This is a genomic window from Synergistaceae bacterium (genome assembly GCA_031272035.1).
Lineage (GTDB): Bacteria > Synergistota > Synergistia > Synergistales > Aminobacteriaceae > JAISSA01.
In genome coordinates this window covers 20,527-43,685 of the sequence record JAISUO010000045.1, presented here as the reverse complement: position 1 = coordinate 43,685, position 23,159 = coordinate 20,527, and the positions used below count along the sequence as shown (strand labels likewise).

Genomic DNA, 23,159 nt, shown 5'->3' with positions numbered 1-23,159 from the left:
GTGTAACCGGCCTCTCCGTTGGATGTCAAGAGCAGAAATGGCATAACATAACCCCCTTTGTTGCTGATAAATTCTGAGAATTTAACAAATTATATCACGCGACGCGAATTATTGCGCGCGCGAACGTTTTCGTCAGCCGTCGGCCGGCGCGTCGTCTCCAAAATTGAGTTTCAGCTGTCTGTATTCGGCGCCGTCCAGTTCTTCCGCGTTGCTCACGGTCAGCCCCATCAGCCGTATCCTTCGGGTTTCGCCGAAATCCACGGCGCTCAGAAGCTCCTGGCTGACGCTCCAGAAGGCGTCGAACTTTTTTATGCTCTTTGAAAGGGTTTTGCGCTTCGATGTCTCGCGGAAATCGGCGTATTTGACCTTCAGCGTCACCGTGCGCCCCGTGAAGGTGTGGCGGGAAAGTCTTTCCCACAGCTCCCTGGCGATGGCCCGCAGTTTTTCTCTCAGCGTCGTTTCGTCGCTCAGGTCCGTCATGAAGGTATGTTCAGCTCCAAGGGACTTGCGAACGCGGCTGGCCTCCACCTCTCTGTCGTCCACCCCTCTGGCGTTCAGGTAATAGATATGCCCGATTTTTCCGAAAAGGCGGGTCAGCGTGGCTTCGTCGTACTGTTTCAGGTCGTTGCCCGTGTGGATTCCCAGCCGGTGCATTTTTTCCGCCGTGACTCTGCCGACGCCCCAAAATTGTTCTATTTTCAGGGTCTCCACAAATTTTTCCGCCTCCTCCGGCAGGACCACGAAAAGCCCGTCCGGTTTTTTGTAATCGGAGGCGATTTTGGCGAGGAATTTGTTGATGGAGATTCCCGCCGAGGCGGTGAGGCCGGTGGTTTCCCGAATGCGCTGCCGAAGCTCCCGGGCGATGCGCAGTGCGGAGGACTCGCCTTTTTTGTTACGGGTCACGTCCAGATAGGCCTCGTCCAGAGAGAGGGGTTCCACCAGATCCGTGTACTCGAAAAAAATTTCCCTTATTTGATGGGAGATTTCGCGGTAAACCTCGAAGCGGGCGGGGACGAAGATGAGCTGAGGACATCGGGCAATGGCCGTCAGGGAGGGCATGGCCGAGTGAATGCCCCATTTTCGCGCCTCGTAGCTGGCCGCCGCCACGACCCCGCGCTCGGCGCCGTATCCCACAGCGAGGGGTTTGCCCCGATATTCCGGGTGGTCCCGCTGCTCGATGGAGGCGTAAAAAGCGTCCATGTCCACGTGGATGATTTTTCGCAAGGCCGTGGCCTCAGCCGGGCATGGGAAGGACGGGGTCGGCGAGTTTCAGTTTCATTCCGGTGTGCTCCAGAACCTGTTCCACCGTCACGTCGGGAGCCACCTCGCAGAGCTGCATTTCTCCCTCGATTCTGCGCACGACGGCGTATTCCGTCACGATGACGTCCACCACGCCGATGGCCGTCAGGGGCAGAGAGCATCGCTCCACCAGTTTGGGGCTGCCGTTTTTGTCCAGGTGGGTCATGGCCACGTAGACTTTTTTCGCGCCGTAGACGAGATCCATGGCGCCGCCCATGCCGGGGGTTCGCTTGCCGGGGATCCACCAGTTCGCCAGATTGCCCTCTCCGTCCGCCTCCAGTGCCCCCAGCACCGTCGCGTCAAGGTGCCCGCCCCGAATGATGCCGAAGCTCATGTCGCTGGAGATGTAACAGCCTCCCGGCAGGAGGGTGATGCAGTGCCCCCCCGCGCCGATGCAGCGCAGGTCGGGCTCCTCCGGTTTGGGGCCCGCGCCGATCACCCCGTTTTCCGTGTGGACCAGCAGGCTCACTCCTTCGGGCAGAAAGTCGGAAACCAGCGAGGGGATTCCGATGCCCAGGTTGACGAAGCTGCCGTCCTCCAGGTCCAGGGCGATACGTCGGGCGATGCGGTAACGGGCGGTGTTTTCGTCAAGTTCGGGAAGCATAGAGGCCCTCTCCTTTCAGGACCAGAGCGTCGATGAAAATTCCCGGGGTCACCACGTCGTTGGGGTCGATGGCGCCCACGGGAACGATCTCGTCCACCTCGGCGGCCACGTATTTCGCGGCGGTCGCCATGACGGGAGAAAAATTGCGGTTGGTTCCGAAATAAGTCAGATTTCCGACACTGTCGGCGCGAAAGGCGCGGATGAACGCCACGTCGGCTTTCAGGGGCGTCTCCAGAATGTATTTTTTCCCGTCCAGCTCCAGGGTCCGCTTCTTTTCTTCGTACACCGTCCCCACTCCCACGGGGGACAGAAAGCCGGCGATTCCGTAGCCGCCGCAGCGGATGCGCTCGATGAGCGTTCCCTGAGGGACCAGCTCCAGCTCCAGCAGATTTTCGTTGAAAAGTCGCTGAGTTTCCCGATTCAATCCGATGTGGGAGGTGGTGAGCCTGCGAACCTGTCTGTTCACGATGAGCCGCCCCTGCCCGATGCCTTTGGGGTGCTCGTCGTTGACGTAGCAGGTGTCGTCGCAGATCAGATACAGGTCTTTCGTTCCCGCCTCCGCCAGCGCGTCCATGAGGGTATAGGGGACGCCGCCGTAGTTGAATCCACCAACCATCAGAGAACAGCCCGGCGTGACCGCCTTCACCGCCTCCTCCGGCGACAGAACAGGTTTGATCCGTTTTTTAGCCATCTCGAACACTCGTCCTCATAAAATGTATATACGAAACTCTGAAATCCCGTTGAGGATACAATATTGCGGACCAGTTGTACAGTCCGGAGCGTGCAGTCTCAGACGCGGTAAAGGGTCGGAAATAAAAAAGGCCTCCCGGAAGAGTCGGGAAGCCTTTTGGGTGGGGCGGGTTCGTGTCCCGCTAAAAAACGACGGAGGTTCTGAACTGAATGCGATGGTCGTCCGTGTAGCCGGAGCGTTCCGCGTCGTCGTTCCAGTCGGCGTTGATATAACCGAGGCCGAAGGCGACCGCGGGATTGTATTGATACTCAAAGCCCACTCCCCACTGGAGCAGTTTGGCGTCCGCGGAGCGGCCGGAGGCGCTTTCCCCGCCGCTGTCCAGGGTGTGCCCCGCCGCGTAGAGCCAGGTGCGCCATTGATCGTTCCACTGCTGAATCGCTCCCACGCGCCAGATCGTCGTGTCATTGCCGACGAACCCCGCTCCGCCGTCCCGGGTGTTCCAGCGGTCGTCGTCCACCAGGGTCAGGGCGATGTTGCCGTAGGGCAGATAGAAGCCTTCTTCCAGCTTTCCGTACTCCAGCCAGAGGCTCGTAAATTTGAGGGCTTCCTGCCCGACGCTGACGATGGCCTTCCAGGCTCCGGCGCTGTCCGTATTCACGTCTTTCCACGCGCCGGAGGAATTTTCCTCGAAGCTGCTGTCCTGGTGGTAGTAGATGCCGCGAAGCGCGATTTCGGGCCTGAAATTATAGCGCAGGCCGGCGAAAAGGGTCCAGAGGTTGTCAACTTTGCGCTCGTGACTTTCGAAGGGGACGACAGACGAATCGTCGCCGAAGAAGGCCTGAGCGCCGACGTCGAAGCCGATCTGCTCCGTAAACTGGAACTGCCCCAGGGCGATCACCTCCCAGACGTTGAAGGCGTCGTCCGCGGTCCAGGCCGGAATGTCGTCGGGCCGCGCCACGTAAAAGCCCACGGACCCCAGAGCGAAGGATTTGTCGAAGCCGATCCCGTCCACCGTGCGGTCGGTCAGCCAGGCCTCGTTGGCGATGTCGGTCATCCCGCCGGTCTGGAAGCGATAGTCGCCTTCGAAGTCGCGGTCGAAGCGCCCCACGGTCAGAGTGGAGTCCCAGACGAAGGGGGTTTCGACGTAGAGCTTGTCGAAGGTGATCGTCTTGTCCTTCCCGTCCCCGCCGTCCTCCAGCCGGGCGTAGAAGTAAAGGCCCTCGTCCTCGCCGAACCATCGATGCAGCTCCAGTCGGGAGAGGCTGAGGAACGAGTTGCCGTCGCCCTCTTCACTGTCCCAGTCCTCGATGTCCAGGCGCAGTTCTCCGCTGATTTTCCATCCGCCCAGCCGGTCTTCGATTTTCTTCAGACGTCCGTCGAAGGTATCCACCTTCACCCCCAGGGCGTCCAGCTCGTCCTTAAACTCCACCACGAGTTTTTTGAGCGTCTCCGCGTCCTGCCGGGAGGCCTTCGTCATGTCCACGACAGCCAGCGCGCGGGCAATCGCGGAGGCCATCTCGTAGCGGGTCGTCGGCTGCTTCCCCCTGTACGTGCCGTCCGGGTAGCCGGACAGGATCCCTCGGGCCGCCAGAGTCCCGATGGCGTCATAGGCCCAGTGTCCCGACGGAACGTCAATGAAGGGGTTCGTCGCCGCGGGAGATTTTTGAGGGAACAAACTCAAAATGCACAACACGCACAAAACTGAAATCCAAAATTTTTTCACATCGGTCCCTCCATCTTTTTATACAGATTATTCTTATGGATTACCACGTTTGAATCAGGGCATATGGTACTGTATAAAGTATGGTTTGTCAAACATAAAGCAGAGAAAAAAATAACCCCTGAGCGAGGAAGCGGCCGAGGGAGCAAACGTCCCGGAACTTCAGGGAAACAGCACTTTGCGCCCCTGTTCACCCGCAAGGGCGAGTTTCAGCTCATTGAAGGAGGGCTCGGCGAGAAGCATGGGGGTGCAGCGGCTGCGGGAGATTTCTTCGATTCGATGGGCGTCGGACGACCGCACGAGGGTGCGTCCGGCGCAGCGTTTCTTCCAGCCCTCCAGGGCGGCGTGGGAGACGTGAGGGGAAAGCTCGACGGCGGAGCAGGGGAAGGTTTCGGGGAGCTGCCCCAGGACGGCCTCGTAGGAGAAGGAGGGGCGGTCGAGGTGGGCGGGGATGACAATGGCGCCGGCGGCAAGGGCTCGGGCGGCAATCTCATCGATCGTGTACTGCGCCCCCTGAATCAGCAGAATCGGTTCCTGTTCCAGAACGTCGTTTCGAGCGTCGATGACGAGCTGCCAGCCGAAAATCTCCTCCTGGTTGGGTATGGGCGGCATACGCAGCCACAGCCAGTCCTTGAAGGTCTTTGCTTCTTCTTCGCTTCTGAAGAGGGTGACGATGTGGATGTCCTCCATGCTCTGAATCTCCATGCCGGGGAGCACCACAGGGCCTCGGCCGCCCTCAAGGGCCGCGTCTCGCAGGGCGGCGAAGTTTCCCGTGTGGTTGTGGTCCGTCACCGCGATGAGGCTGATGTCCTCCTCGCGGCAGCGGGCGATGATTTCAGGGGCGCCCATGCCCAAATCGGCGCAGGGGGACAGGACGGTATGCAGGTGGAGATCGACCAGGAAGCGGGAAAGTTCAGGAGTTTCCGGCATTGCCTACGCCCAGTGCCCCCAGCCGGCAGCATAGCTCGTAAGCGCCGAGAGGGGTGGTGGCGAGAGCGATGTTTTCCTCGGCGCATTTGGCAGTCAGGTCCTCCTGAGGGGCGCGGTTCGAGGCCAGGATCACCAGCGGCAGCTCCTTCAGCACGGCCACGGCGGCGACGTTCAGGTGGACCTGAATCGTCACCCAGGCCCAGTTCTCTCTGGCCTCCCCCAGAATGTGGCTGAGGAGGTCGCCCACGATCACGTTCTCAATGGGGCGCGCGGGGTCCCCCGGACAAATCACGTTCAGCGCGAGGGCGCTGCAGAGTTCTCCTGTGGTTTTCATTCCTGTACCCCCTCTCTGCCGTCGATTTCATGCTCTCTGAGAGACGTGGGAGTCTCCGGATTTTTGCCGCAGAGTTCGAAAATTTGCGTGCTCAGGTCGGTGATGCGTTCCTTGAGCTTGAAAATGCAGTTTGTGATTTCGCCCTCGCCCCGGGCCAAATCCTCGGCCATGGCCCGGCAGGAAGGATGTCCGCAGGACCCGCAGTCGATTCCCGGCAGGGTCGTGTAAATTTCGTTCATTTTCCTGAGGCGCGTCATGGCCTCCTGGATGTCTCCGGACAGAGATTTCTGTTCCAGCGCCTGTATGGGGGCGCTGAAACGCCACAGGTCGGTGGCGTAGAGCTCCAGAAGCCGTTCCCGCTCTTCTTTGTTCAGGGTCCAGTTGATGTTCAGGTTCTGCAGGCGCACCAGGGACATAAACCGGGATTCGGAGGTAGCCACGCCGCCCAGGCACCCCTGGTCGCACATGCGGCATTCCAGGTATTCCACGCAGCCCAGCCGTCCCAGCTCCAGTTCGTTCAGCAGGTCCTGCACGTTGCGGATTCCCGTGGCGACGATGGAGGTCAGAGGGCGTCCCATCGTGGCGGCGATGTGTCGGGTCTCTCCGCCGTGCAGGGCCCACATCAGCCAGCGTCCGTGGCGTTCGAAGGACCGGGGCAGCTCATTGCCCGCCATGCCCTCGCTGATCAGGGTTCGTATCACCTGGCGTATGATGACCACGTGGTCGAAGTTGCTTTTTACCCGTCCCGCGGGGAGACTCTGGAGCTGGGACATGGCGGGGCAGGGCGCGATGAGGGCGACGCTTTCCCCGCGGCCCGTGGTGTTCCGCCAGTAGTCGATGCCGATCTCCAGCGGGGACTCCACCCCGACGAGGTGGCGGATCAGCTCCGGATGGTTGAGCTGAATCAGGCGCAGGACGGCGGGGCAGTAGGTGGATATGAGAGGAAGCTCCTCTGGTTTGCGTTCGTTGATCTGACGCCCGATTGCCAGAGCGGCTAGGTCGTAGGCGGTGGAAATGTAGTCGGAAATATCCTCGAACCCCAGACGCGTGAGGGAATCCTGCAGAGCCCCTGTCCTGCCGCTGGAACCCGTTTGTACGTAAAAGGAAGGGTCAGCCGTCAGCAGGAGATTCTGGTTTTTTCGAATGGTATCCCAACTGTCCTGCCGGACCTCAATGGCCTTCCAGGGACAGACCCGGATGCACTCTCCGCAGCCCATGCAGAGCTCGTCGTCGACGCGAACCATACCCTGAAAAATTCTCATTGCCCGGGTGGGGCAGCTTCTGATGCATTTCGTGCAGCGCCTGCAGGCGCTGTGTCGTACCGCTATGCCCAGGGACAAGGTTCAACCCTCCTTCTCCTGTTCGAAAACAGGCCTGTTTTTCTTCAGATTTTATTTTCAGGTTTTTTGCAGCAGAATCTCGGATTTCAGGGTTGTTCCCTTTCCCACCTCGGAGGTGAGTTCAAAGTTATCGGAATTGCGTTTTATGTTGGGGAGTCCCATGCCCGCGCCGAAGCCCATTTCCCTTATTTTGTCGGAGGCGGTGGAAAATCCCTCTGTCATTGCCTTGTTGATGTCCGGTATCCCCGGTCCGGTATCCACCGCCAGTATTTTGATGCTTCCGGGCCCCACCTCCAGGGACATGCTCCCGCCTCCGCCGTGGATGACCAGGTTCATTTCGGCTTCGTAGGCGACGATGGCGGCCCTCCGGATGAGGTCGGAGGAGATCCCCAGCATTTTGAGAACAGCCTTGATTTTTGTAGAGGCTTCACCGATGGCGACGAGTTCGTTCCCGTCCACGACGTAGCTTTCCACATATGCGGAGGACACGGGAAACGCCTCTATCGTTTTGGGATGCTGCAGGGAGCGAGTCCGGTGTTATAAAGCCGTCCGGCCGACTCGAACATGCTCATGCAGGTTACGAGAATGGGCATCTCCGCCTCCTGAGCCAGGTGCAGCAGTTCGTCGCAGGGCATTTTCCCCCGGACAAACACGATGGACGGAATATCCAGCATCTGAGCGGTCCTGAAAATCTGTACGTTGGTCAGACCGGTCAGAAGCAGCACGCCGGGCGATGCAAAGGCCAGCACGTCGCTCATAAGATCCGACGCGTATCCTTTCTCGATTTCTATCGCGTCCAGACGTTCCTGCCCGTTAATGACTTCTGCTTCCAAAAGGTCTCTGATTGCACTGAGCTTCAGCTTCATACGCGGCTTCCTCCCCCAAATTATTCAGTACTCGTAGTATCCCAGTCCTGTAACGTCAATGCTGTCCAAAACGAAAAAGGAGCGATCACGAATTTCCAGAATGCTGACTCGACGCCGCAGAGGCCGATGAGTCGTCGGGTCGATGTCCAGCGTCTGATTGCCGAAAGGAATGCTTCGCGCCCTGGAAAGGTTGCGGAGAAGGGCTTTCAGGTCCAGCGGGCTTCCCTCGTTCAGACCTGACAGGGCTCCGGTCAGCCAGAGCACGAGAGCGTTGGCCCGTCCCGCCGCCACAGTGTCCGCGACCGCCACGGCGCTGGAGCTCCAGAGGTCCCGCTTGACCTGCTCGAAACCGCCCCGGGCGTCGAGGTATATGTTCTGGTCGGCGAAAATCATGCCTTTGTAGGAAAGAAAGGATTTGTCCGGCGGTCCGTCGTACCAGAGCCGGTAGGGAGACAGGGTAAAAGTCAGGCCGCGCCAGATTTCCGCGCTGGCCATTCTCCCTGCGCAGCTGATGATGATTCCGTTGCTGCTGTTCTGGATTTCCTGGGACAGCATGTCGAAGGTATCCGAAACGGAGGGATCGGTCCAGAAGGGCAGGGGCTGGAAGTTCGCCGCTCTCAGGAGGTCCAGCGTGATCTGAGCCTCCCGGGCCTCGTTCAGAGTGAAGCGGGCTCCCATTACGCCGATGCGGGCGGAGGGAGGCTGGGTTTGCGCGGCGTAGTCCACAAAGGCCCTGCAACGGTAATCCCGAAACAGGTCCAGCGCAAAAACACTGGGAAAGAGCTGCTTCCCTTCCCAAAGGAAAGCCTCCTCTCCTCCGGCCAGCAGCAGGGGGATGTCCCTGGTCCGCATCTGGGCCGTCAGCAGTTCGTCCGCGGCGGAGGGGGCGAAGCTGAATATCCCCACCGTCCCCTGGGTCAGGGGCGGGGAAAAAATTCCCGTGTCGATGGTGGCTTCGTCAACGGGCGGAAGGAAGATGAACTGCAGATCGTGCCCGAGAATGCCGTCTCCCTCCTCTGAGATCCTGTTCTGATGCCAGAGGAGGGTTTTTCGGATGGAAATTCCCGGCTCCTTCTCCCATCCCTCCTCCGGAGGAACGACCAGAACGTCCCAGGTCCAGGATGCCGGGTCAGCCGCCAGGGCCTTCCCTGCCGCCAGAATAAAAAAACAGACAAAGAAAGCCCTTCCTGCCATCGTTTTTAGAAACGTTTTCAGAAACGATTTTCGCTGGGAACTCCTCATTCCGGACCCCTCCCTGATAAAGCTCATACCTGCTTATAATACAATAATAAAAGGGGTTTTTCTCCGGAACCGGAAAAAACGCAAAAAGAAAACGCGTAATTGGCGAAGTCCCGAAGCCGGAACCGTCGCCCGGTGTTACGGCGTCACTGCCGGTTTGGGGCGGGCCGTTTTATTTGACCGCGGCCTTTAACTGCGCGATCACCTCTTCGGTGATGTCCGTCCCCCCGTAGTAGGCGGCGTCCTTTTCCAGAACCACCGTGATTTTTCTCTTTTTCGCCACGGCGGTGACCGCCTCCAGACACTCTTTGTTGATGGGGGCCATCAGCCGGGCCTCCTCCGCTTTCATGCTCAGAGCGCCCTCTTCCAGAATGCGCCGCCTTTCCTCGGGATCCGTGATTTTTTCCAGGGACGCCCGAAGCTCGGCCTCACGGGTTCGGGCTTCGTTCCCCACTTCATGGGCGACCCGTTCGAAGTTCGGGTGCTGGTACAGGATCTTCTGGGACTCAATCACTCCTACCGTGTCCGCGGCGGCCGCGATTTTCGCCGGGAAAAACGCCGGCATCGCGCAAAGGAAAACCGCCAGGAACAGTTTTTTTGTCCAGTTTCGTTTTAGTTTTAAATCGCTTTTCAGATGTGTATTCAGATTCAGGCTCGATTTCAGAGTTGACATCAAAAGAAAAACCTCCTCAGTTATGGGATGCGACGCGGCCGGAGGGTAAAATTCCCCCGGAAAGAAGCCGCTCCATCAGGGCGGCGATACCGTTTTCCGCTGCCGCGGGAAAAACGACGTCGGCCAGAGCGAGCACTTCGGCGTCCGCGTTTTGGGGGACCGCCGCGATGTCCGCGCAGTTTAGCATCGTGAAATCGTTTTTGTGGTCGCCGGCCGCCACGATAACTTCCGGCCTTTCCGGCAGATCCTCGATAAAACGCTCCAGAGCGGCTCCCTTTGAGACGCCTTTCGGGAGAATGTCCAGAAAACGGTCTCCCCCGGAGAGAACTTCCACTTCGCTGAAAGAGCGGAGCAACCGCGTTTCCACGGCGACCCTGTCACTGGCCGGGAGCCACAGGGCGAGCCGGTAAACGGGGTCCGGGGCAAATGGCTCCTCGATGCAGCGGACGGGCACTCCTCCCTGACGATAAAACGAAATCGTTTCCACGTCCCTTTCGCGGCAGTAAATGACCTCGTCTCCGGCGACCTGGACCTCGAAGGGTTCGTTCCAAAGGCTGCGGAGAAGCGCCGCCGTCAGAGCCGGGTCCATGAGGGTGGAGCGGATTTCCCGTCCGGCGGGGGTCATGGTCCGGCCTCCGTCGTAAAGAAGGGCCGGCTGAGTAACGCCGATGGCCCTCATGTGGTTTTTCGACATTCCGAAGGTCCGGCCCGTAGCGATCATGATATCCCAGCCCGCTTCCCGAAGGCGGGCGCAGGCGCGGCAAACCTCGCCGGAAACCGTCTCTCCCACGGTAAGGGTATCGTCAATATCGGTGACAAACAACTTCATAAAAAACTCCCTCCGCTCGAAACATGAAAAAATAAAGCTGCGCAGACAGGCGCAGCCTTCGATTTCTATGCCGAAACGGTTATCCTGTTATCTCTTTATCTGCTGAACAACGTCCAGAGTGATGTCCAGTCCGCCAAAATAAACCGAGGCCTTTTCCAGCACGATGGTCACCTTTTTGTTCTTGGCCACAACGCGCACCGCCGCTTCGCAGTCCTTGAAGATCGGCGTCATCAGGCGTTCTTCTTCTTTGGAGAGCTCCACCCGCTTGGCCTGGACGACCTGAGCCTTTTTGGAGGGATCCGTCTCCTTCTCCGCCGCTTCCCTGGCTTCGCTTTCCTTCTGCCGGCCGATTTGCTGAAGCTGCTTTGTCACTTCCTCGAACTTGGGGTGGCTTCTGACGATTTCCTGGGAATTGATGACGCCGATCGTGTCCGCCGCCTGCGCCGCGCTTCCCGTCAGGAGAATCAGAAGCGCCGCCGCCGTCATAAGGGAGACTCTCGTCCAAAGCCCGCTCCGCTTCTCCATCCGGTTCGCCATGTTACCAAAAACTTTACCCACTATGAGTTTCTTCATTACAAAAAATAACCTCCTCTGAAAACTGTACGGCAAATTATCGTTCCTCTCACCCTGAGGCCTTTTCTTTTACCGGACGAATTGTATCATACACCCGATTGCCATGCCCGTTTTTTCAGATTGTTTCAGACTCGCCGGTAATCGTCCTCCACCCGGACGATGTCGTCCTCTCCCAGGTATTCGCCTCCCTGAATTTCCACGATTTCAAGCTCGATTTTTCCAGGGTTTTCCAGACGATGGAGGACGTTTTTGGGGATGAATACGCTTTCGCCCTCGTGGATGAACCGCACCTCGTCGTCGAGGGTGACCCTGGCCGTTCCCCGCACCACGACCCAGTGTTCGCTGCGGTGGTGGTGGTACTGGAGGCTCAGGCGTTTGCCCGGCGTGATGACGATGCGTTTGATCTTGAAGCGCTCCTCTTCGCAGAGGATTTTGTAGAGTCCCCAGGGGCGCGCGCTTTCCGGGGCCTGGACGGCCTCTCTCCGTCCCTCCGTCTTCAGCCCCTCCACGAGAGAGCGCACCTTCTGAGACGAGCCCCGCCGTGCGACGAGAAGGGCGTCGGGCGAGTCCACCACGATCAGATCCTTCACGTCGATGAGGGCGGTCAGGCGGTTGCGGGAGTCCACGAGACAATCCGCGCTGTCCTTCAGGATGACGTCTCCGACGGCGGCGTTTCGGGAGTCGTCCTTTTCCAGCAGGTCGTACAGGGCGTCCCAGGAGCCTACGTCCGACCACCCCGCGTCCAGCTCCACCGCGGCCACACGCCGGGCCTTTTCCATGACGGCGCGGTCGAAGGAAATGGAGGGCAGAGCGTCGAAATTTTCCCGGAGCGACTTTCCGCCTTTCTGAAACTCCGCGAAAAGTTCGGGAGACGCCTGGGCCAGCTCTCTTTCGAGGGTCTTGAGGGTGAAAACGAAAATCCCGCCGTTCCAGAGGTACTGTCCGCTTTTCAGGTACTCTTCCGCCTGTTTGGCGTCGGGTTTCTCCACGAAACGCTCCACCTCGAACCCCCCGTCGAGGGACGCTCCCCGTTTGATGTAGCCGAAGCCCGTTTCCGGTCGGGTGGGGACGATTCCAAGGGTTACGACGTACCCGGCGGACGCGGTTTCCACCGCCCTGTCCATGGCCGCGTCGAAGGCGGCGACGTTCTCCACGATGTGGTCGCTGGGGGTGACCACGACGACGTCGTCCTCCATGAGACCCCGCTCCCGCAGGATTCCGCAGCCCAGCAGAATGGCCGGGGCCGTGTTGCGCCCGGAGGGTTCTTCGATGACGAAATCCTCCCGGACGCGGGCCACCTCCCTGGCCTGATGGGCCACCAGGGCGCTCCACCGGCTTCCCGCCACCGCGTAAAGGGACGGGAGCGGCACGGCTCGCAGCATGCGCGTCACCGTTGACTGCAGCAGGGTGTCGTTGTTTCGCAGGGACAGAAACTGCTTGGGCAGTTCCTCCCGGGAGCGGGGCCACAGCCGAACGCCGCTGCCTCCCGCCAGAATGAGCCCGTAAATATTGGACATTTCCTTCTCCTTTACGATAGCGAATCGGCGCCGCTTTACAGCTCCAGGAGGTCCTCCGTTCCGTCCCGCACGAAGCGGATCCCCCGTTCCAGCGCGGCGCTGCAAAACGCCTGATCTTTCATCATGCGGCGGACGGTGCACTCCCAGACGATAAGGACCCGGATTCCCCGCGTCTTCAGCTCTTGCAGCACCTCCAGATCCCGCCGGCGGTTCCCCTCCAGTTTGGGCAGCCAGAACTCCGGACGGGAAGAGGGAGTGTACGCGTATCTGCAGCCCGGATGCCGGTGCCAGTAACATCCGTGGACGAACACCGCCACCCGGCGGCCGGGGAAATACAGGTCGGGCTTTCCCGGCGTTTCTTTGAAGTTCGCCCGGTAACGCAGACCCCGCCTGTGAAAATGGGAGCGAATGAACATCTCGGGCGCTGTCCGTTCGCTTTTGATCCTCGCCATGTTGCGGCTTCGAGCTTCCACAGATTTTATATCCATTTCGGCCATCCTTTTTCACAGCTGTACTCAATCATAGCATTGTTTGCCGCGGCATGGTTTGCGGCAGGGTTTTTCACCGGGGGAATTTCCCCGTTATTTTTGATTTTTCACATTGACTTTGACGTTGACGTCGACTTTTACGGCGCTGTATTTGACCCGTCCGTCGGGGAGGACGTCCACCCGCATGTAATGGTGGAACGAGGCGGGAGTGCCTCGGTCGTAAAGGCCGCCGCCCCCTCCTCCCGTGATGATAAAGGGCGTTTGTCCCCATCTGCCGGTGTAAAACGAGTGGATGTGCCCGGTGAAAATCATTGTGACGCCGTATTTGTCCGCAAGCGCGTTCAGGCGGCGGACGTTCTCCGGTTTGCCGCTCATGTCGTGAAGGTTTTTTCTGTTGGGCCTGGGATCGGCCAGGGGGCGATGCATCATCAGGAAACGGCGGGCGGAGGCGCGGGATTTTTCCAGCTCGCCCTCCAGCCAGAGGAACTGCTCTTCCGTGAGGGACCAGTCCTGGCCGTTATCCAGCACGATGAAAGAGGTGCTCCCCACCTGAAAGGCGTAATAGTGGGGGGAGCCGAAAAGCCGGGAGTAGAGCGCCGCGTTTTTGGATTTGAAGTGATCGTGATTGCTGGCGCAGGTGAGGAAAGGCAGAGAAAGTCCCCGGACGTGGCGGAAAAAGGTGTCCTCGTACTCCGCTTCCGTGGCGTAGTCCACCAGATCTCCCAGGTCGAAGGCGAAAAGCAGGTCCTTTTCTTTCAGAATTGCGGGAAGCACTCTGGGAAACTTCGAGTTCGGCCCCTGGGTGTCCCCCAGGACGACAAACGAAAAGGCCTCCCGATCCCTGGGAATCCGCTCCAGATTTTCCTCGTTCCACGCCGCCTCGCCGGGGGCGGAAAAGAGCGTGAGGCCGGCGAAGAGAAGGACAAAAAGGAAAAAAACAACAGGAAGCGCCGCGAAGGGAAAAAATTTCGCGGCGCGGATTTTACTTCTGCCCGGGCGTCGAAGGTTCACTTTTCGGCCGCCGCCGGAGTTTCTCTGTAAGTCAGGAGGCTCACCAGAACGATAAGGACGCCTGTGATCACGAACGAGGGCGGTCCCTGGTGCAGGCCGAAGAAGGGCTTGCCTCCGTTATACCAGAGGAAAGTGATGATGGAGCCGCCCAGGATTCCTATCAGGATTCCCTGATGCGTGGTCTTTTTCCAGTAGATGGCCAGGATCAGCGCCGGCCCGAAGGAGGCCGCGAGCCCGGCCCAGGCCAGCTGGTTCAGGCTGAACACGGAGTCCACCTCCATGAAGGCCAGAATGAACGCCACGACGCCGAATATCCCCGTGCAGAGCCGGCTGAAGTTTTTATAAAAGGCCTCGCTCTTCACCACGTTTTTGAAGAAGCCCTTCCGCAGCACGTTGACGGAAATCTCAGCCGTGCCCTGAAGGAGCAGGGAGGAGTTCGTCGACATGATGGCGGCGAAAACCGCGGCCAGCATCAGCCCCCCCATGAAGTTGGGGAAAAACTCGTAGATGAACGTGGGCGTGGCCAGCTCGGCGTCCGGCATGGCGGGGAAGAGGATGCGGCAGCAAAGGCCGAGAATCAGCGGGAAATACTGCCGGATGGTGTTGAAAAGGATGGCGATCAGCGCCGCTCCGGGTATTTTTTCTTCGGACTCGATGGCGATGAACTTTTGCAGACCCTGAGGCTGTCCCAAAAAGCCGATGGCCACTCCGCCCCAGAGCCATAGCGCCGCGAAGAGCGGCCACCCCATTTTCCCTCCGGACCAGGAGACCAGCAGGGGATCAATGGAATGCAGCTTGCGGATGAACTCGCTGACCCCGCCCAGATGGGTGACGGCGGCTATGGGCATCAGGAGGCACATGCCCACCATGAGCACGCCCTGGAACGCTTCGGCCCAGTAGGCCGCCGTCACGCCTCCATAAACCACGTAGAGCATCACGAGAAGCGAGGAGCCGATGATCGCCGTCATGTAGTCGATCCGGAGGGCGATGGCCGCCTTGCCCGCCGCGATGATGTTGGAGCCCAGGTAGGCGAACATGAACACGGAGACGATGAGTCCGCTGAGGATGCGGATGAGCCCCGTGGGATCTCCCCGAAGAGAGGCCAGAAGGTCCACCGTGGTCATGGACTTGTGCTTCGTGGACAGCCTCTTGACCCTGGGGGCGATGAAGCGCCAGCAGAGGAAGTCGCAGAAAGGCGCCAGAATGGCCTGGTAAAGGGACAGGAAGCCCATGTGGTAGCCCAGCCCCACCAGTCCGATGAAGGCGTAGCCGCTGGCCAGAGTGGAGGCCGTGGCGAAGCCGCTGACGATGCTCCCGAAGCCCTTCCCCACGATGTAGTCGCCCTGGCTGTCGATGGGACGCATACGGTTGGAAAGGTAGCTGATGCCGATGGTGATCGCGAAATACAGAATGAGTCCAACGACGACGCCGCTCATTTATCGGTCCCTCCTTTTTTGCTGGTGAGGAACCAGTAAATCACCAGCAGCGGTGGAATCAGCGGACCGATGAACACCACAAAATACTCGCCGAAACCCAAAAGCTCCATAACCCGTCACTTCTCCTTTCTTATCTTAATTTTCCTTAATTTTAATTATGATCACGATTATTCACCGGAAGAGCGAAGGGGATGCGCCCCGCTCTTCTGGAATTTCCGTCAGTCGTCCAGGTGAAGCTGGATGACGCTTTTGCCTCCGATGCTGATCCCCTCCGGAAACGTGATGGTGATGTCGTTGTTCCCCTCGGGAATGACCTCGCTGCCCTCGATGCGCAGGCGGCAGTCGTGTCCCGGCAGCACGTACCGGGCGATGCTTCGGACCTTTTCGATGCTCTTCCGGCTCACCTCCGCGGCCTGGGTCATGCCCACGCTTCCCGTCCTGAGCTCCGCGCGGTTTTTGACGGCGTCCCCCGATATGACCGTCCGCCCCTCGGGGTTGTCCACCACCAGCGAGCCGCAGCCCGGAGTGTGTCCCGGCGTGTGACAGAACGTAACTCCCGGCAGAATCTCCTCCCCGTCCTTTTCCAGAAGGACCTTCCGGAATACCCGCAGCAGGGGCAGGACACCCTCCTGCACCACGGGATCCTGCGTGGTGTTGGCGTAGTCCCACTCCACTTTTCCGGTGTAGAACGTGGCGTGAGGAAACAGTCCGACGCTGGCGATGTGGTCGAAATGCAGATGGGTCAGGAACACGGAGTCGATGTCGTCGCAGGAGAGATGCCGTTCTTTCAGCGCCTCCAGAAGCCACAGCCGGGCGCCGTGTCCCCCCGTGTCCACAAGGCACAGGCGATCCTTTCCCTTCAGAAGGGCGATTGTGCTCCACCCCAGAAAAGTGTTGCTGGCTTTCCCCGGAAAACCGTAGTACAAAACGTCAATTTCCACCAAAACCATCAAGCCCCCTGTTCCATTTTAAAGTTATGTTTTGTTCAGAATGCCCGCAATTCTTTCGTCGATTTTGGAGGGAGTGAAGTCGATCAGCTCGTACTTTGAAATGCCGTTCAGGTAAAACGGATCTTTCTTCATGATGGCGTCCACTTCTTCGGCACTGTTGACGTTGAAGAGGATGACGCCGCCGATGGGAGGCGTGCGTCTGCCGAAGAGCACGATCTGACGGGATTCCATATATTTTGTCAGATACGCCCGATGCTCCGTCACGAAACGTTCCACTTCTCCGATGGGTTTTACGTAGGACACAACGACAAGAATCATGGACATTTCCTCCTTTGAATTAAATAATAATGATACGATATAAGAATAATGAACTGTAGAGGTTATTATAATACAGACGGCGTTAATTGGCCTGTGATTGTCCTGGACATTTATACAATCCGGCGTTCGCACAAAAATACAATGTGCTTTTCGCGGGGAAAACGTACACTTTTCGCGATGGATGATGGCGCTGCCGATGAATGGCGACGATGCTGACGATGATGAAAAAGGAAACGGGAGGAGTGTCCGTCGTGAAAATGTTTTGGAAAAAGATGAATAATATAGATTGGGAAAGGCTGTTGCTGGCGATTATTTTTTGCGTCGCCGTGATATTCTGCCTGCTGGAACCGATGTGGGACGTTCTGTGATTTACGGAAGCTGAAAATCAGGGGCTGAAATCAGGAGGAGGAAGTGTCTCGTGAAAACCATAAAAAGGCTTTTCGTTTTGCTTATCATAGCGGGGATTGTGGGAGGCGGGGTCTGGTATCGTTTTTTGAGAACTCAGCCCTCCCGTTACGTCTGGATAACGCAGCCCGTGACCCGGGGGAGCATCTCGGCCACGGTAAGCGCCACAGGGCGTCTCAACGCCGTGGAGATGGTGGAGGTGGGGACGCAGGTGTCGGGGACGATCCGGGAAATTTACGTGGACTACAACAGCTCCGTCAAAAAAGGCCAGGTGATCGCGCTGCTGGATCCCGACGTCCTGATGTCGCAGGTCGAACAGGCGAAGGCCAGCCTGACCCTGGCCGAGGCGGGGGTGACGAGCTCCCGGGCCTCCGTCACGGATGCCACCCGCTCCTGGACGCGCAATAAAGAGCTCTGGGGCCGTAACCTCATCGCGAAGAGCGAGCTGGACGCGTCGGAGACGGCGCTGACCCTGGCGAAGGCGAACCTGGCGGAGAGTTCGGCGCGGGTGGTTCAGGCCAAAGCCCAGCTTCGTCAGGCGGAAACAAACCTCGGTTACACGAAAATCGTCTCGCCGGTGGACGGAGTCGTCATCTCCCGTCAGGTGGACGTGGGACAGACGGTGGCGGCCAGCCTCCAGACGCCGACGCTTTTTTCCATCGCCCGGGATTTGACCCAGATGCAGATCGAGGCCAGCATCGACGAAGCGGACATTGGACGCATTGCGGAGGGGCAGAAAGCCGAGTGCCGGTTCGACGCCTGGCCGAAGCAGACTTTCGAGGGGACGGTGACGCAGGTGCGCCTGAACCCCGAAATCGTCTCGAACGTGGTGACCTACGTGGTCGTTCTGAAGGTCAGCAACGAGGAGATGAAACTGAAACCCGGCATGACCGCCAACGTCACTGTCGTCACGGAACAGCGCGACGACGTTTTGAAGGTGCCCGCCGCCGCCCTCCGCTTTACCCCGCCCTCCGACGCCGTAGCCGCCGGAGATCAGAAACAGGAAAAGGACGCCGGGGGAGTGGCTTCGCCTCTGGGTATGCCGCGTATGCCTCCCCGGGGAGGCCGGGGACAGAGCAAAAACGATGAGGTGATGGTCTGGGTCGTGGAAAACGGGCGTCTCGTGGGCAGCCTGCCGGTGGGGACTCAGGGAATCAGCGACCGCACCTGGGTGGAGCTGGTGGATACAAATTTAAGGGAAGGGCAGGAGCTGGCGGTGGCCTTCAGCAAAGAGGAAGGCGCTTCCGGAACGGCCCTGGCGGGAACAAAATGACGGATGAAATGACCCATACTCAGACGCAAAATCGGACTCAGCCCCCTCTGATCGAGGTGCGGGACCTGGTGAAAATCTATCGCACAGGGGATGTGGAGCTTCACGCGCTGGACGGAGTTTCCTTTTCCATCGATTCGGGGGAGTTCGTGGCGGTGATGGGACCCTCCGGCTCCGGCAAGTCCACGACGATGAACATGCTGGGCTGTCTGGATTCTCCATCGAGGGGCGAATACTGGCTGGACGGGCAGGATGTGGCGAAGCTGTCCGGCGATGCCCTGGCGGAGATCCGCAACCGCAAGCTGGGGTTTGTTTTTCAGGGGTTCAACCTTCTGCCCCGTCTCGACGCCCTGAACAACGTGGCGCTTCCCCTGGTCTACTCGGGGGTCTCCGCCGCGGAGCGCCGGAATCGGGCCAGAGATGCCCTCGAACGGGTGGGGCTGGGGGATCGCGCCCATCATCGCCCCAGCCAGATGAGCGGCGGACAGCAGCAACGGGTGGCCATCGCCCGGGCGCTGGTGGGACGGGCTCCTCTGATTCTGGCCGACGAGCCCACGGGCAATCTGGACACGAAAATGAGCGAGGAGATCATGAACCTGCTGGTCGAGGTCAACGACGAGGGCAAGACGGTGGTCCTGGTCACTCACGAGCCGGATATTGCGGAGTACGCCCGAAGGGTGCTTCACTTCAGAGACGGAAAGCTGGTCTCGGACGAGCGGCGGTCGGAAGCGCGGCGGGGTCGGACGATGCCGGCGGGGGCGAAGGAGGTCGTGTGATGTTTGAGATTCTGCGTACCGCCGTTTCCTCCCTTCTGGCGAACAAGACCCGTTCCCTTCTGACGATGCTGGGGGTCATCATCGGGGTCAGCGCCGTCATCGCAATGATCGCCATCGGTCGAGGCGCCAGCATCCAGATGGAAGGGGTCATCTCCGGCATGGGAAGCAACATGATCATCCTGCGCTCCGGGGCTCCCCGCACGGGGGGCGTAAGGCAGAGCGCGGGCAGCGGAGCCGCTCTGACTCTGGCGGACATCGACGCGATTCGGGACGAATGCTGGTCCGTGCAGGAAATAGCCCCTCAGGTAAGCGTGGGGACTCAGCTCATCTATGAAAATCAGAACTGGCCCTCGCAGGTGACGGGGACGACTCCGGGTTTTTTTGCCATCCGGGGGCTTTCCGTGCGGCTCGGGCGTCTTCTGGATGAAGAGGACGAACGAAGCGCCGCCAAGGTCTGCGTCATTGGACAGACGGTGGCGGAAAATCTTTTTGGAACGGCCGATCCCGTGGGGGAGGTCATGCGGATCAACCGGATTCCCTTCGAGATAGTGGGGGTTCTGACCGCGAAGGGGCAGTCCTCCATGGGGCAGGATCAGGACGACACCGTCGTGGTGCCCGTCACCACGGCCCAGCGCCGGCTGGTGAGAAGCGCTCTGGCGGGCTCCGTGAGCATGGCCTTCATTCAGGCCAGGGACGCCAGCATGATGGACAGCGTGATCTCGGAGGTCTCCGCTCTGCTGCGTCAGCGTCACCGCATCGAGAACGGCCGGGAGGACGACTTCGAGCTGAGGAATATGACCCAGATGCTGGAGTCCCTGGCGCAGTCCACTCAGGTGATGTCGCTTCTGCTGGGGGCGGTGGCCTCGATTTCCCTTCTGGTGGGAGGAATCGGCATCATGAACATCATGCTGGTCTCCGTGACGGAGCGGACCCGGGAGATCGGCATCCGCATGGCCATCGGAGCCCGGGCCTGGGATATCCGGATGCAGTTTTTGCTGGAGGCCCTTCTGCTCTCTCTGGCGGGGGGTTTTCTGGGCATCCTCCTCGGCTTTGGCGCGTCGAAGGGCATTACGGCTTTTCTTCAGTGGCCCACGTCCGTTTCAACGGGGGCCGTCGCCCTGGCCGCGGGGTTTTCCGCCTGCGTCGGGGTCTTCTTCGGCTTCTATCCCGCCTGGAAGGCCTCTCTGCTGCGACCCATCGACGCCCTGCGGGCCGAGTGACGCCAATTTGGGTTGATGCCCTGAGGCTCAGTTTCCCTCGGGCTCGCTGACCAGGTCGATGATCGTTACCTCCGGAGGGGTGAGAAACCGGAGAGGGGGTCCCCAGAACCCGACTCCGTTGCTGACGTAGACGGCGCTTTTCCGTTCGGACCGGCCTTCCGCGTCAGGCGGGGCTGAATGGAACGAAAGATGCTGAACGCTTTTGTTGAGCCGCGCGGCGAGATAACCGAAGGGCCAGATTTGACCGCCGTGGGTATGTCCCGAAAGCTGCAGGTCGAACAGACCGATGGTCTCCGGCAGAACCTGAGGCCGATGTTTCAGGAGAAGCACAAAGGGCCCTTTCGGAAAAACAAGCCCCTCCGGCAGGCGTTCCCCCTGGGTTATGCCGATGCCGGATCGCGCCGGATCGTCCAGCCCCATCAGGGTGATGTCCCCCGCCATGACGGATTGCCCGCGAAGAACGGTCAGCTTCGCTTTTTTCATGAAGGCCAGCGCGCGGTCAATCCCCGAGTAGTAATCGTGATTGCCGGGCACGATGAAGGCCCCGTATCGGGCTCCGTTGGAGGCCAGCTCCGCCGCGTCCGCGTCCCGTCCGGCCATGTCGCCGTCCACCAAATCTCCCGTTATCACCAGCAGGTCGGGTTGGGCGGCCCGGACGATTTCCATCAGGCGCTTCAGCCGTCCCGATCCGTGAAGTCCCCCCAGATGAATATCCGTGAGGTGAACCAGCCGCAGGCTTTTTTTCTCGCCGGAAGGAGCGGGTTTTGAAGGAAGGGGTTTCGACGTGGTCAGGGTCACGTACACGGGGCGGACGTTCCAGGCTTCGAAGAAACTGTACCCCACGACAAGAATGACGAGAATCAGCGTTCCGGGAACGCGTCGGGCGGGGATGAAAAATCGGGCTGTGAAGGTCGTGCCGGCCAGAGCGTCGACCAGGCGCGAGAGCAGGGAGAGCAAATCCGTAAAAAGAAAAATCATGCAGGCCATGCCGACAATGGCGACCCAGGTGAAACCCAGGGAGAAAAGAACCTCTCCCCATCGACCGCTGGTCACTCTTCCCGATCGGGTGATGAAAGGAAGAACTCCCCAGGCGACAGCCCACAGGAGGTAAAAAAGATTCCACCGTCCTCCTCCGAACCCCGAACGCAGCTTCAGGTACAGATAGAGATTGGTGAGAACGATGAAAATGATGACGCCCCGAATCAAAGGGATTTCCGCCCTGAAAAGTTTCGAAACCTACCGGGGAAAGCTCAGAGCTTCGTCCAGACGGTCCATGAACTCGTCGAAGTCGACGCTGCCCTCGGCGGGGTCGAAGGCCACGGTGCCGTCCCGTACCGAGACGCTGCCGGAAAAGCCCTGGATCTGCTCCTGAACATGAGTCTCGAAGGAGGCCAGCTTGCCCGCCACTTCCCGCCCCATGTCCAGCGGAGTTTCGGGCATGGAAACGAGAACGTCCCTGGGTCCCACGAGACAGGGGGTGTCCGATTCCCGAATGTTGGCGCGGATGAAATGGCACCAGGCGTTAAAGATGGCATCTTCTTTATCGGGTTCTTCTTTCACGCCTTCGGGATAGCTGAAGGTCATGCGCATCAGCGTGGCCGACAGAGGACGCTGGTAACGCCGGGCCCGATACAGATCGCCGCCCACGTTTTTGACGGCGTAGGGCCGGGTGTACAGCGAGGTGTCCGGGTCGATGAAGGCGGCGGGGTCCTCTCCTCCCGTGGAGACGGTGACGCTGGCGGCGGGCGCTTCTCTCTGCTCCACCAGCAGATAACAGCGCCGGCTCTCCTCCATGGGAGAGTATAAAATTTCCCAGTTTTTCCCCTGGAGTTCAATATTTTTCTGATCCTGGGGCAGCAGGTATGAAATCTTTTTTCCTTCCGCCTGTTCCCGGATTCGCCCTTCCAGCTGCAGCAGAGCCTCGCTGACAAAAAGCATGGTCCCCGTGTCGTCCGTTATGGCGAAGGCGAAGGGCAGCGCCGCCAGTTCCGGGGTCACCTCGTAGAGCATGGAGCGAATATGACGATGGTAGACCACCAGCAGGGAGACCACCCCGCAGATGGTCATGGTCACTCCCAGCCACTCCAGCCGCGAACCCAGAACCAGAGACAGGGGAACCAGAAGAAGACCCTGAGAGCAGACCTGCACGGGCAGCAGCCCTCTGTAAAATTCCGTGTGGATGAAAATGCCGTAAAGAATGGAAAAAACGACAAATAGAAGCAGAGTGAGTCCCCAGAGAGAGGGATTCACCTCCATCGGCTCGTTGCCCTGCGTCCATCTCGCGATAATAAATGTGAACACCGCCACAAACGGAGGCAGAAAAACCCACTGGATGGATATGTTGTGTTCGCTAATACTGACTTTACTCATTGTCACACACTCCGATATCGTCCGGCAGATCGCTGAGTCCTCTTTTGTTACGGCGATAAATTTGACGCATAATATATGGACGCATAAAAACGACCTCCTGTCACTTCGGTGGAAAACGTTTCTATCATACAACAAAAGCCTGCAATAGAAAAACGACATCCGGCACGAAGCCCCCATATTTTGCTTCAGCAATTACGGAAAGAGCCGCTTTTGCTTTTAGCCCTGGCATGAGGTAACATCTGTATCCGAATAATTGTGAACAGGAAGAAAAGGTTGTCCCGGTGTTGTAAAAATCCCCTG

The 23,159-nt window shown here is 59.2% G+C and carries 25 protein-coding genes; 4 read left to right on the top strand and 21 right to left on the bottom strand.

What is annotated here, in order from left to right:
* Nucleotides 1–132 precede the first annotated feature (132 nt).
* The 19 genes from dinB to LBR61_05340 form a co-directional block, all read right to left on the bottom strand.
* The gene (gene dinB, locus LBR61_05430) at nucleotides 133–1,224 is read right to left on the bottom strand and encodes a DNA polymerase IV (GenBank protein MDR1731517.1); all 1,092 of its coding nucleotides are present in this window, start codon (nucleotides 1,222–1,224) and stop codon (nucleotides 133–135) included.
* Between the two features lie 10 nt (nucleotides 1,225–1,234).
* On the bottom strand, nucleotides 1,235–1,903 hold the full coding sequence (locus LBR61_05425; protein MDR1731516.1) for a 3-oxoacid CoA-transferase subunit B: 669 nt from the start codon (nucleotides 1,901–1,903) through the stop codon (nucleotides 1,235–1,237).
* Nucleotides 1,887–2,594 (bottom strand): CoA transferase subunit A, encoded by a 708-nt coding sequence (locus tag LBR61_05420; GenBank protein ID MDR1731515.1) that lies wholly within the window; start codon nucleotides 2,592–2,594, stop codon nucleotides 1,887–1,889. The genes LBR61_05425 and LBR61_05420 overlap by 17 nt, the downstream gene beginning before the upstream one ends.
* A 181-nt stretch (nucleotides 2,595–2,775) precedes the next feature.
* Entirely contained in the window at nucleotides 2,776–4,317 is a 1,542-nt protein-coding gene (locus LBR61_05415; protein ID MDR1731514.1) for an S-layer homology domain-containing protein, read from the bottom strand.
* A 159-nt stretch (nucleotides 4,318–4,476) separates the two neighbouring features.
* On the bottom strand, nucleotides 4,477–5,244 hold the full coding sequence (locus LBR61_05410; protein MDR1731513.1) for a histidinol-phosphatase: 768 nt from the start codon (nucleotides 5,242–5,244) through the stop codon (nucleotides 4,477–4,479).
* Entirely contained in the window at nucleotides 5,228–5,578 is a 351-nt protein-coding gene (locus tag LBR61_05405; protein MDR1731512.1) for a serine kinase, read from the bottom strand. The genes LBR61_05410 and LBR61_05405 overlap by 17 nt, the downstream gene beginning before the upstream one ends.
* A complete protein-coding gene (locus LBR61_05400) occupies nucleotides 5,575–6,918 on the bottom strand; it encodes a 4Fe-4S dicluster domain-containing protein (protein MDR1731511.1) in 1,344 nt (447 codons plus the stop codon). The genes LBR61_05405 and LBR61_05400 overlap by 4 nt, the downstream gene beginning before the upstream one ends.
* 57 nt (nucleotides 6,919–6,975) lie before the next feature.
* Nucleotides 6,976–7,407: an anti-sigma regulatory factor gene (locus LBR61_05395; protein ID MDR1731510.1), complete on the bottom strand. Its 432-nt coding sequence runs from the start codon at nucleotides 7,405–7,407 to the stop codon at nucleotides 6,976–6,978.
* A gap of 11 nt (nucleotides 7,408–7,418) precedes the next feature.
* Entirely contained in the window at nucleotides 7,419–7,778 is a 360-nt protein-coding gene (locus LBR61_05390) for a transcriptional regulator (protein ID MDR1731509.1), read from the bottom strand.
* Nucleotides 7,779–7,808: 30 nt separating this feature from the next.
* Entirely contained in the window at nucleotides 7,809–9,026 is a 1,218-nt protein-coding gene (locus LBR61_05385; GenBank protein ID MDR1731508.1) for a hypothetical protein, read from the bottom strand.
* A 169-nt stretch (nucleotides 9,027–9,195) separates the two neighbouring features.
* Nucleotides 9,196–9,696 (bottom strand): OmpH family outer membrane protein, encoded by a 501-nt coding sequence (locus LBR61_05380; GenBank protein MDR1731507.1) that lies wholly within the window; start codon nucleotides 9,694–9,696, stop codon nucleotides 9,196–9,198.
* Between the two features lie 16 nt (nucleotides 9,697–9,712).
* Nucleotides 9,713–10,525: a Cof-type HAD-IIB family hydrolase gene (locus LBR61_05375; GenBank protein ID MDR1731506.1), complete on the bottom strand. Its 813-nt coding sequence runs from the start codon at nucleotides 10,523–10,525 to the stop codon at nucleotides 9,713–9,715.
* A gap of 87 nt (nucleotides 10,526–10,612) precedes the next feature.
* Nucleotides 10,613–11,098, bottom strand: coding sequence for an OmpH family outer membrane protein (locus tag LBR61_05370; GenBank protein MDR1731505.1), 486 nt, complete (start codon nucleotides 11,096–11,098; stop codon nucleotides 10,613–10,615).
* A 125-nt stretch (nucleotides 11,099–11,223) separates the two neighbouring features.
* On the bottom strand, nucleotides 11,224–12,615 hold the full coding sequence (locus LBR61_05365; protein ID MDR1731504.1) for a mannose-1-phosphate guanylyltransferase/mannose-6-phosphate isomerase: 1,392 nt from the start codon (nucleotides 12,613–12,615) through the stop codon (nucleotides 11,224–11,226).
* A gap of 35 nt (nucleotides 12,616–12,650) precedes the next feature.
* Entirely contained in the window at nucleotides 12,651–13,103 is a 453-nt protein-coding gene (locus tag LBR61_05360) for a very short patch repair endonuclease (protein MDR1731503.1), read from the bottom strand.
* Between the two features lie 93 nt (nucleotides 13,104–13,196).
* A complete protein-coding gene (locus tag LBR61_05355) occupies nucleotides 13,197–14,114 on the bottom strand; it encodes a metallophosphoesterase (GenBank protein ID MDR1731502.1) in 918 nt (305 codons plus the stop codon).
* Nucleotides 14,111–15,550: a sodium/proline symporter gene (locus tag LBR61_05350; GenBank protein ID MDR1731501.1), complete on the bottom strand. Its 1,440-nt coding sequence runs from the start codon at nucleotides 15,548–15,550 to the stop codon at nucleotides 14,111–14,113. The genes LBR61_05355 and LBR61_05350 overlap by 4 nt, the downstream gene beginning before the upstream one ends.
* Before the next feature lie 218 nt (nucleotides 15,551–15,768).
* The gene (locus LBR61_05345; protein MDR1731500.1) at nucleotides 15,769–16,491 is read right to left on the bottom strand and encodes an MBL fold metallo-hydrolase; all 723 of its coding nucleotides are present in this window, start codon (nucleotides 16,489–16,491) and stop codon (nucleotides 15,769–15,771) included.
* A 33-nt stretch (nucleotides 16,492–16,524) separates the two neighbouring features.
* Nucleotides 16,525–16,818 (bottom strand): YciI family protein, encoded by a 294-nt coding sequence (locus tag LBR61_05340; protein MDR1731499.1) that lies wholly within the window; start codon nucleotides 16,816–16,818, stop codon nucleotides 16,525–16,527.
* A 200-nt stretch (nucleotides 16,819–17,018) separates the two neighbouring features.
* Between LBR61_05340 and LBR61_05335 the strand changes: the two genes are divergently transcribed.
* The 4 genes from LBR61_05335 to LBR61_05320 are packed head-to-tail and all read left to right on the top strand — an operon-like array spanning nucleotide 17,019 to nucleotide 20,489.
* Nucleotides 17,019–17,186, top strand: a complete 168-nt coding sequence (locus LBR61_05335) for a hypothetical protein (protein MDR1731498.1) — start codon at nucleotides 17,019–17,021, stop codon at nucleotides 17,184–17,186.
* A gap of 50 nt (nucleotides 17,187–17,236) precedes the next feature.
* Nucleotides 17,237–18,496: an efflux RND transporter periplasmic adaptor subunit gene (locus LBR61_05330; GenBank protein ID MDR1731497.1), complete on the top strand. Its 1,260-nt coding sequence runs from the start codon at nucleotides 17,237–17,239 to the stop codon at nucleotides 18,494–18,496.
* Nucleotides 18,493–19,269 (top strand): ABC transporter ATP-binding protein, encoded by a 777-nt coding sequence (locus tag LBR61_05325; protein MDR1731496.1) that lies wholly within the window; start codon nucleotides 18,493–18,495, stop codon nucleotides 19,267–19,269. Before LBR61_05330 ends, LBR61_05325 begins: the two co-directional genes overlap by 4 nt.
* The gene (locus LBR61_05320; protein MDR1731495.1) at nucleotides 19,269–20,489 is read left to right on the top strand and encodes an ABC transporter permease; all 1,221 of its coding nucleotides are present in this window, start codon (nucleotides 19,269–19,271) and stop codon (nucleotides 20,487–20,489) included. The genes LBR61_05325 and LBR61_05320 overlap by 1 nt, the downstream gene beginning before the upstream one ends.
* Before the next feature lie 27 nt (nucleotides 20,490–20,516).
* On the opposite strand, the gene LBR61_05315 is transcribed toward LBR61_05320, so the two are convergent.
* Both LBR61_05315 and LBR61_05310 read right to left on the bottom strand, forming a co-directional pair.
* Nucleotides 20,517–21,695, bottom strand: coding sequence for a metallophosphoesterase (locus LBR61_05315; GenBank protein ID MDR1731494.1), 1,179 nt, complete (start codon nucleotides 21,693–21,695; stop codon nucleotides 20,517–20,519).
* Nucleotides 21,696–21,725: 30 nt separating this feature from the next.
* Complete coding sequence (locus LBR61_05310) at nucleotides 21,726–22,859, bottom strand: hypothetical protein (protein ID MDR1731493.1); 1,134 nt, start codon at nucleotides 22,857–22,859, stop codon at nucleotides 21,726–21,728.
* Nucleotides 22,860–23,159 lie beyond the last annotated feature (300 nt).

Bases quoted from the DNA above. Each gene is read 5' to 3' on its own strand.
- LBR61_05360 (MDR1731503.1), bottom strand. From the start codon at position 13,103: ATGGATATAAAATCTGTGGAAGCTCGAAGCCGCAACATGGCGAGGATC.
- LBR61_05350 (MDR1731501.1), bottom strand. From the start codon at position 15,550: ATGAGCGGCGTCGTCGTTGGACTCATTCTGTATTTCGCGATCACCATC.
- LBR61_05370 (MDR1731505.1), bottom strand. From the start codon at position 11,098: ATGAAGAAACTCATAGTGGGTAAAGTTTTTGGTAACATGGCGAACCGG.
- LBR61_05335 (MDR1731498.1), top strand. From the start codon at position 17,019: ATGGCGACGATGCTGACGATGATGAAAAAGGAAACGGGAGGAGTGTCC.
- LBR61_05420 (MDR1731515.1), bottom strand. From the start codon at position 2,594: ATGGCTAAAAAACGGATCAAACCTGTTCTGTCGCCGGAGGAGGCGGTG.
- LBR61_05380 (MDR1731507.1), bottom strand. From the start codon at position 9,696: ATGTCAACTCTGAAATCGAGCCTGAATCTGAATACACATCTGAAAAGC.
- LBR61_05405 (MDR1731512.1), bottom strand. From the start codon at position 5,578: ATGAAAACCACAGGAGAACTCTGCAGCGCCCTCGCGCTGAACGTGATT.
- LBR61_05320 (MDR1731495.1), top strand. From the start codon at position 19,269: ATGTTTGAGATTCTGCGTACCGCCGTTTCCTCCCTTCTGGCGAACAAG.
- LBR61_05375 (MDR1731506.1), bottom strand. From the start codon at position 10,525: ATGAAGTTGTTTGTCACCGATATTGACGATACCCTTACCGTGGGAGAG.
- LBR61_05325 (MDR1731496.1), top strand. From the start codon at position 18,493: ATGACGGATGAAATGACCCATACTCAGACGCAAAATCGGACTCAGCCC.
- LBR61_05310 (MDR1731493.1), bottom strand. From the start codon at position 22,859: ATGAGTAAAGTCAGTATTAGCGAACACAACATATCCATCCAGTGGGTT.
- LBR61_05385 (MDR1731508.1), bottom strand. From the start codon at position 9,026: ATGAGGAGTTCCCAGCGAAAATCGTTTCTGAAAACGTTTCTAAAAACG.
- LBR61_05365 (MDR1731504.1), bottom strand. From the start codon at position 12,615: ATGTCCAATATTTACGGGCTCATTCTGGCGGGAGGCAGCGGCGTTCGG.
- LBR61_05340 (MDR1731499.1), bottom strand. From the start codon at position 16,818: ATGATTCTTGTCGTTGTGTCCTACGTAAAACCCATCGGAGAAGTGGAA.
- LBR61_05410 (MDR1731513.1), bottom strand. From the start codon at position 5,244: ATGCCGGAAACTCCTGAACTTTCCCGCTTCCTGGTCGATCTCCACCTG.
- LBR61_05425 (MDR1731516.1), bottom strand. From the start codon at position 1,903: ATGCTTCCCGAACTTGACGAAAACACCGCCCGTTACCGCATCGCCCGA.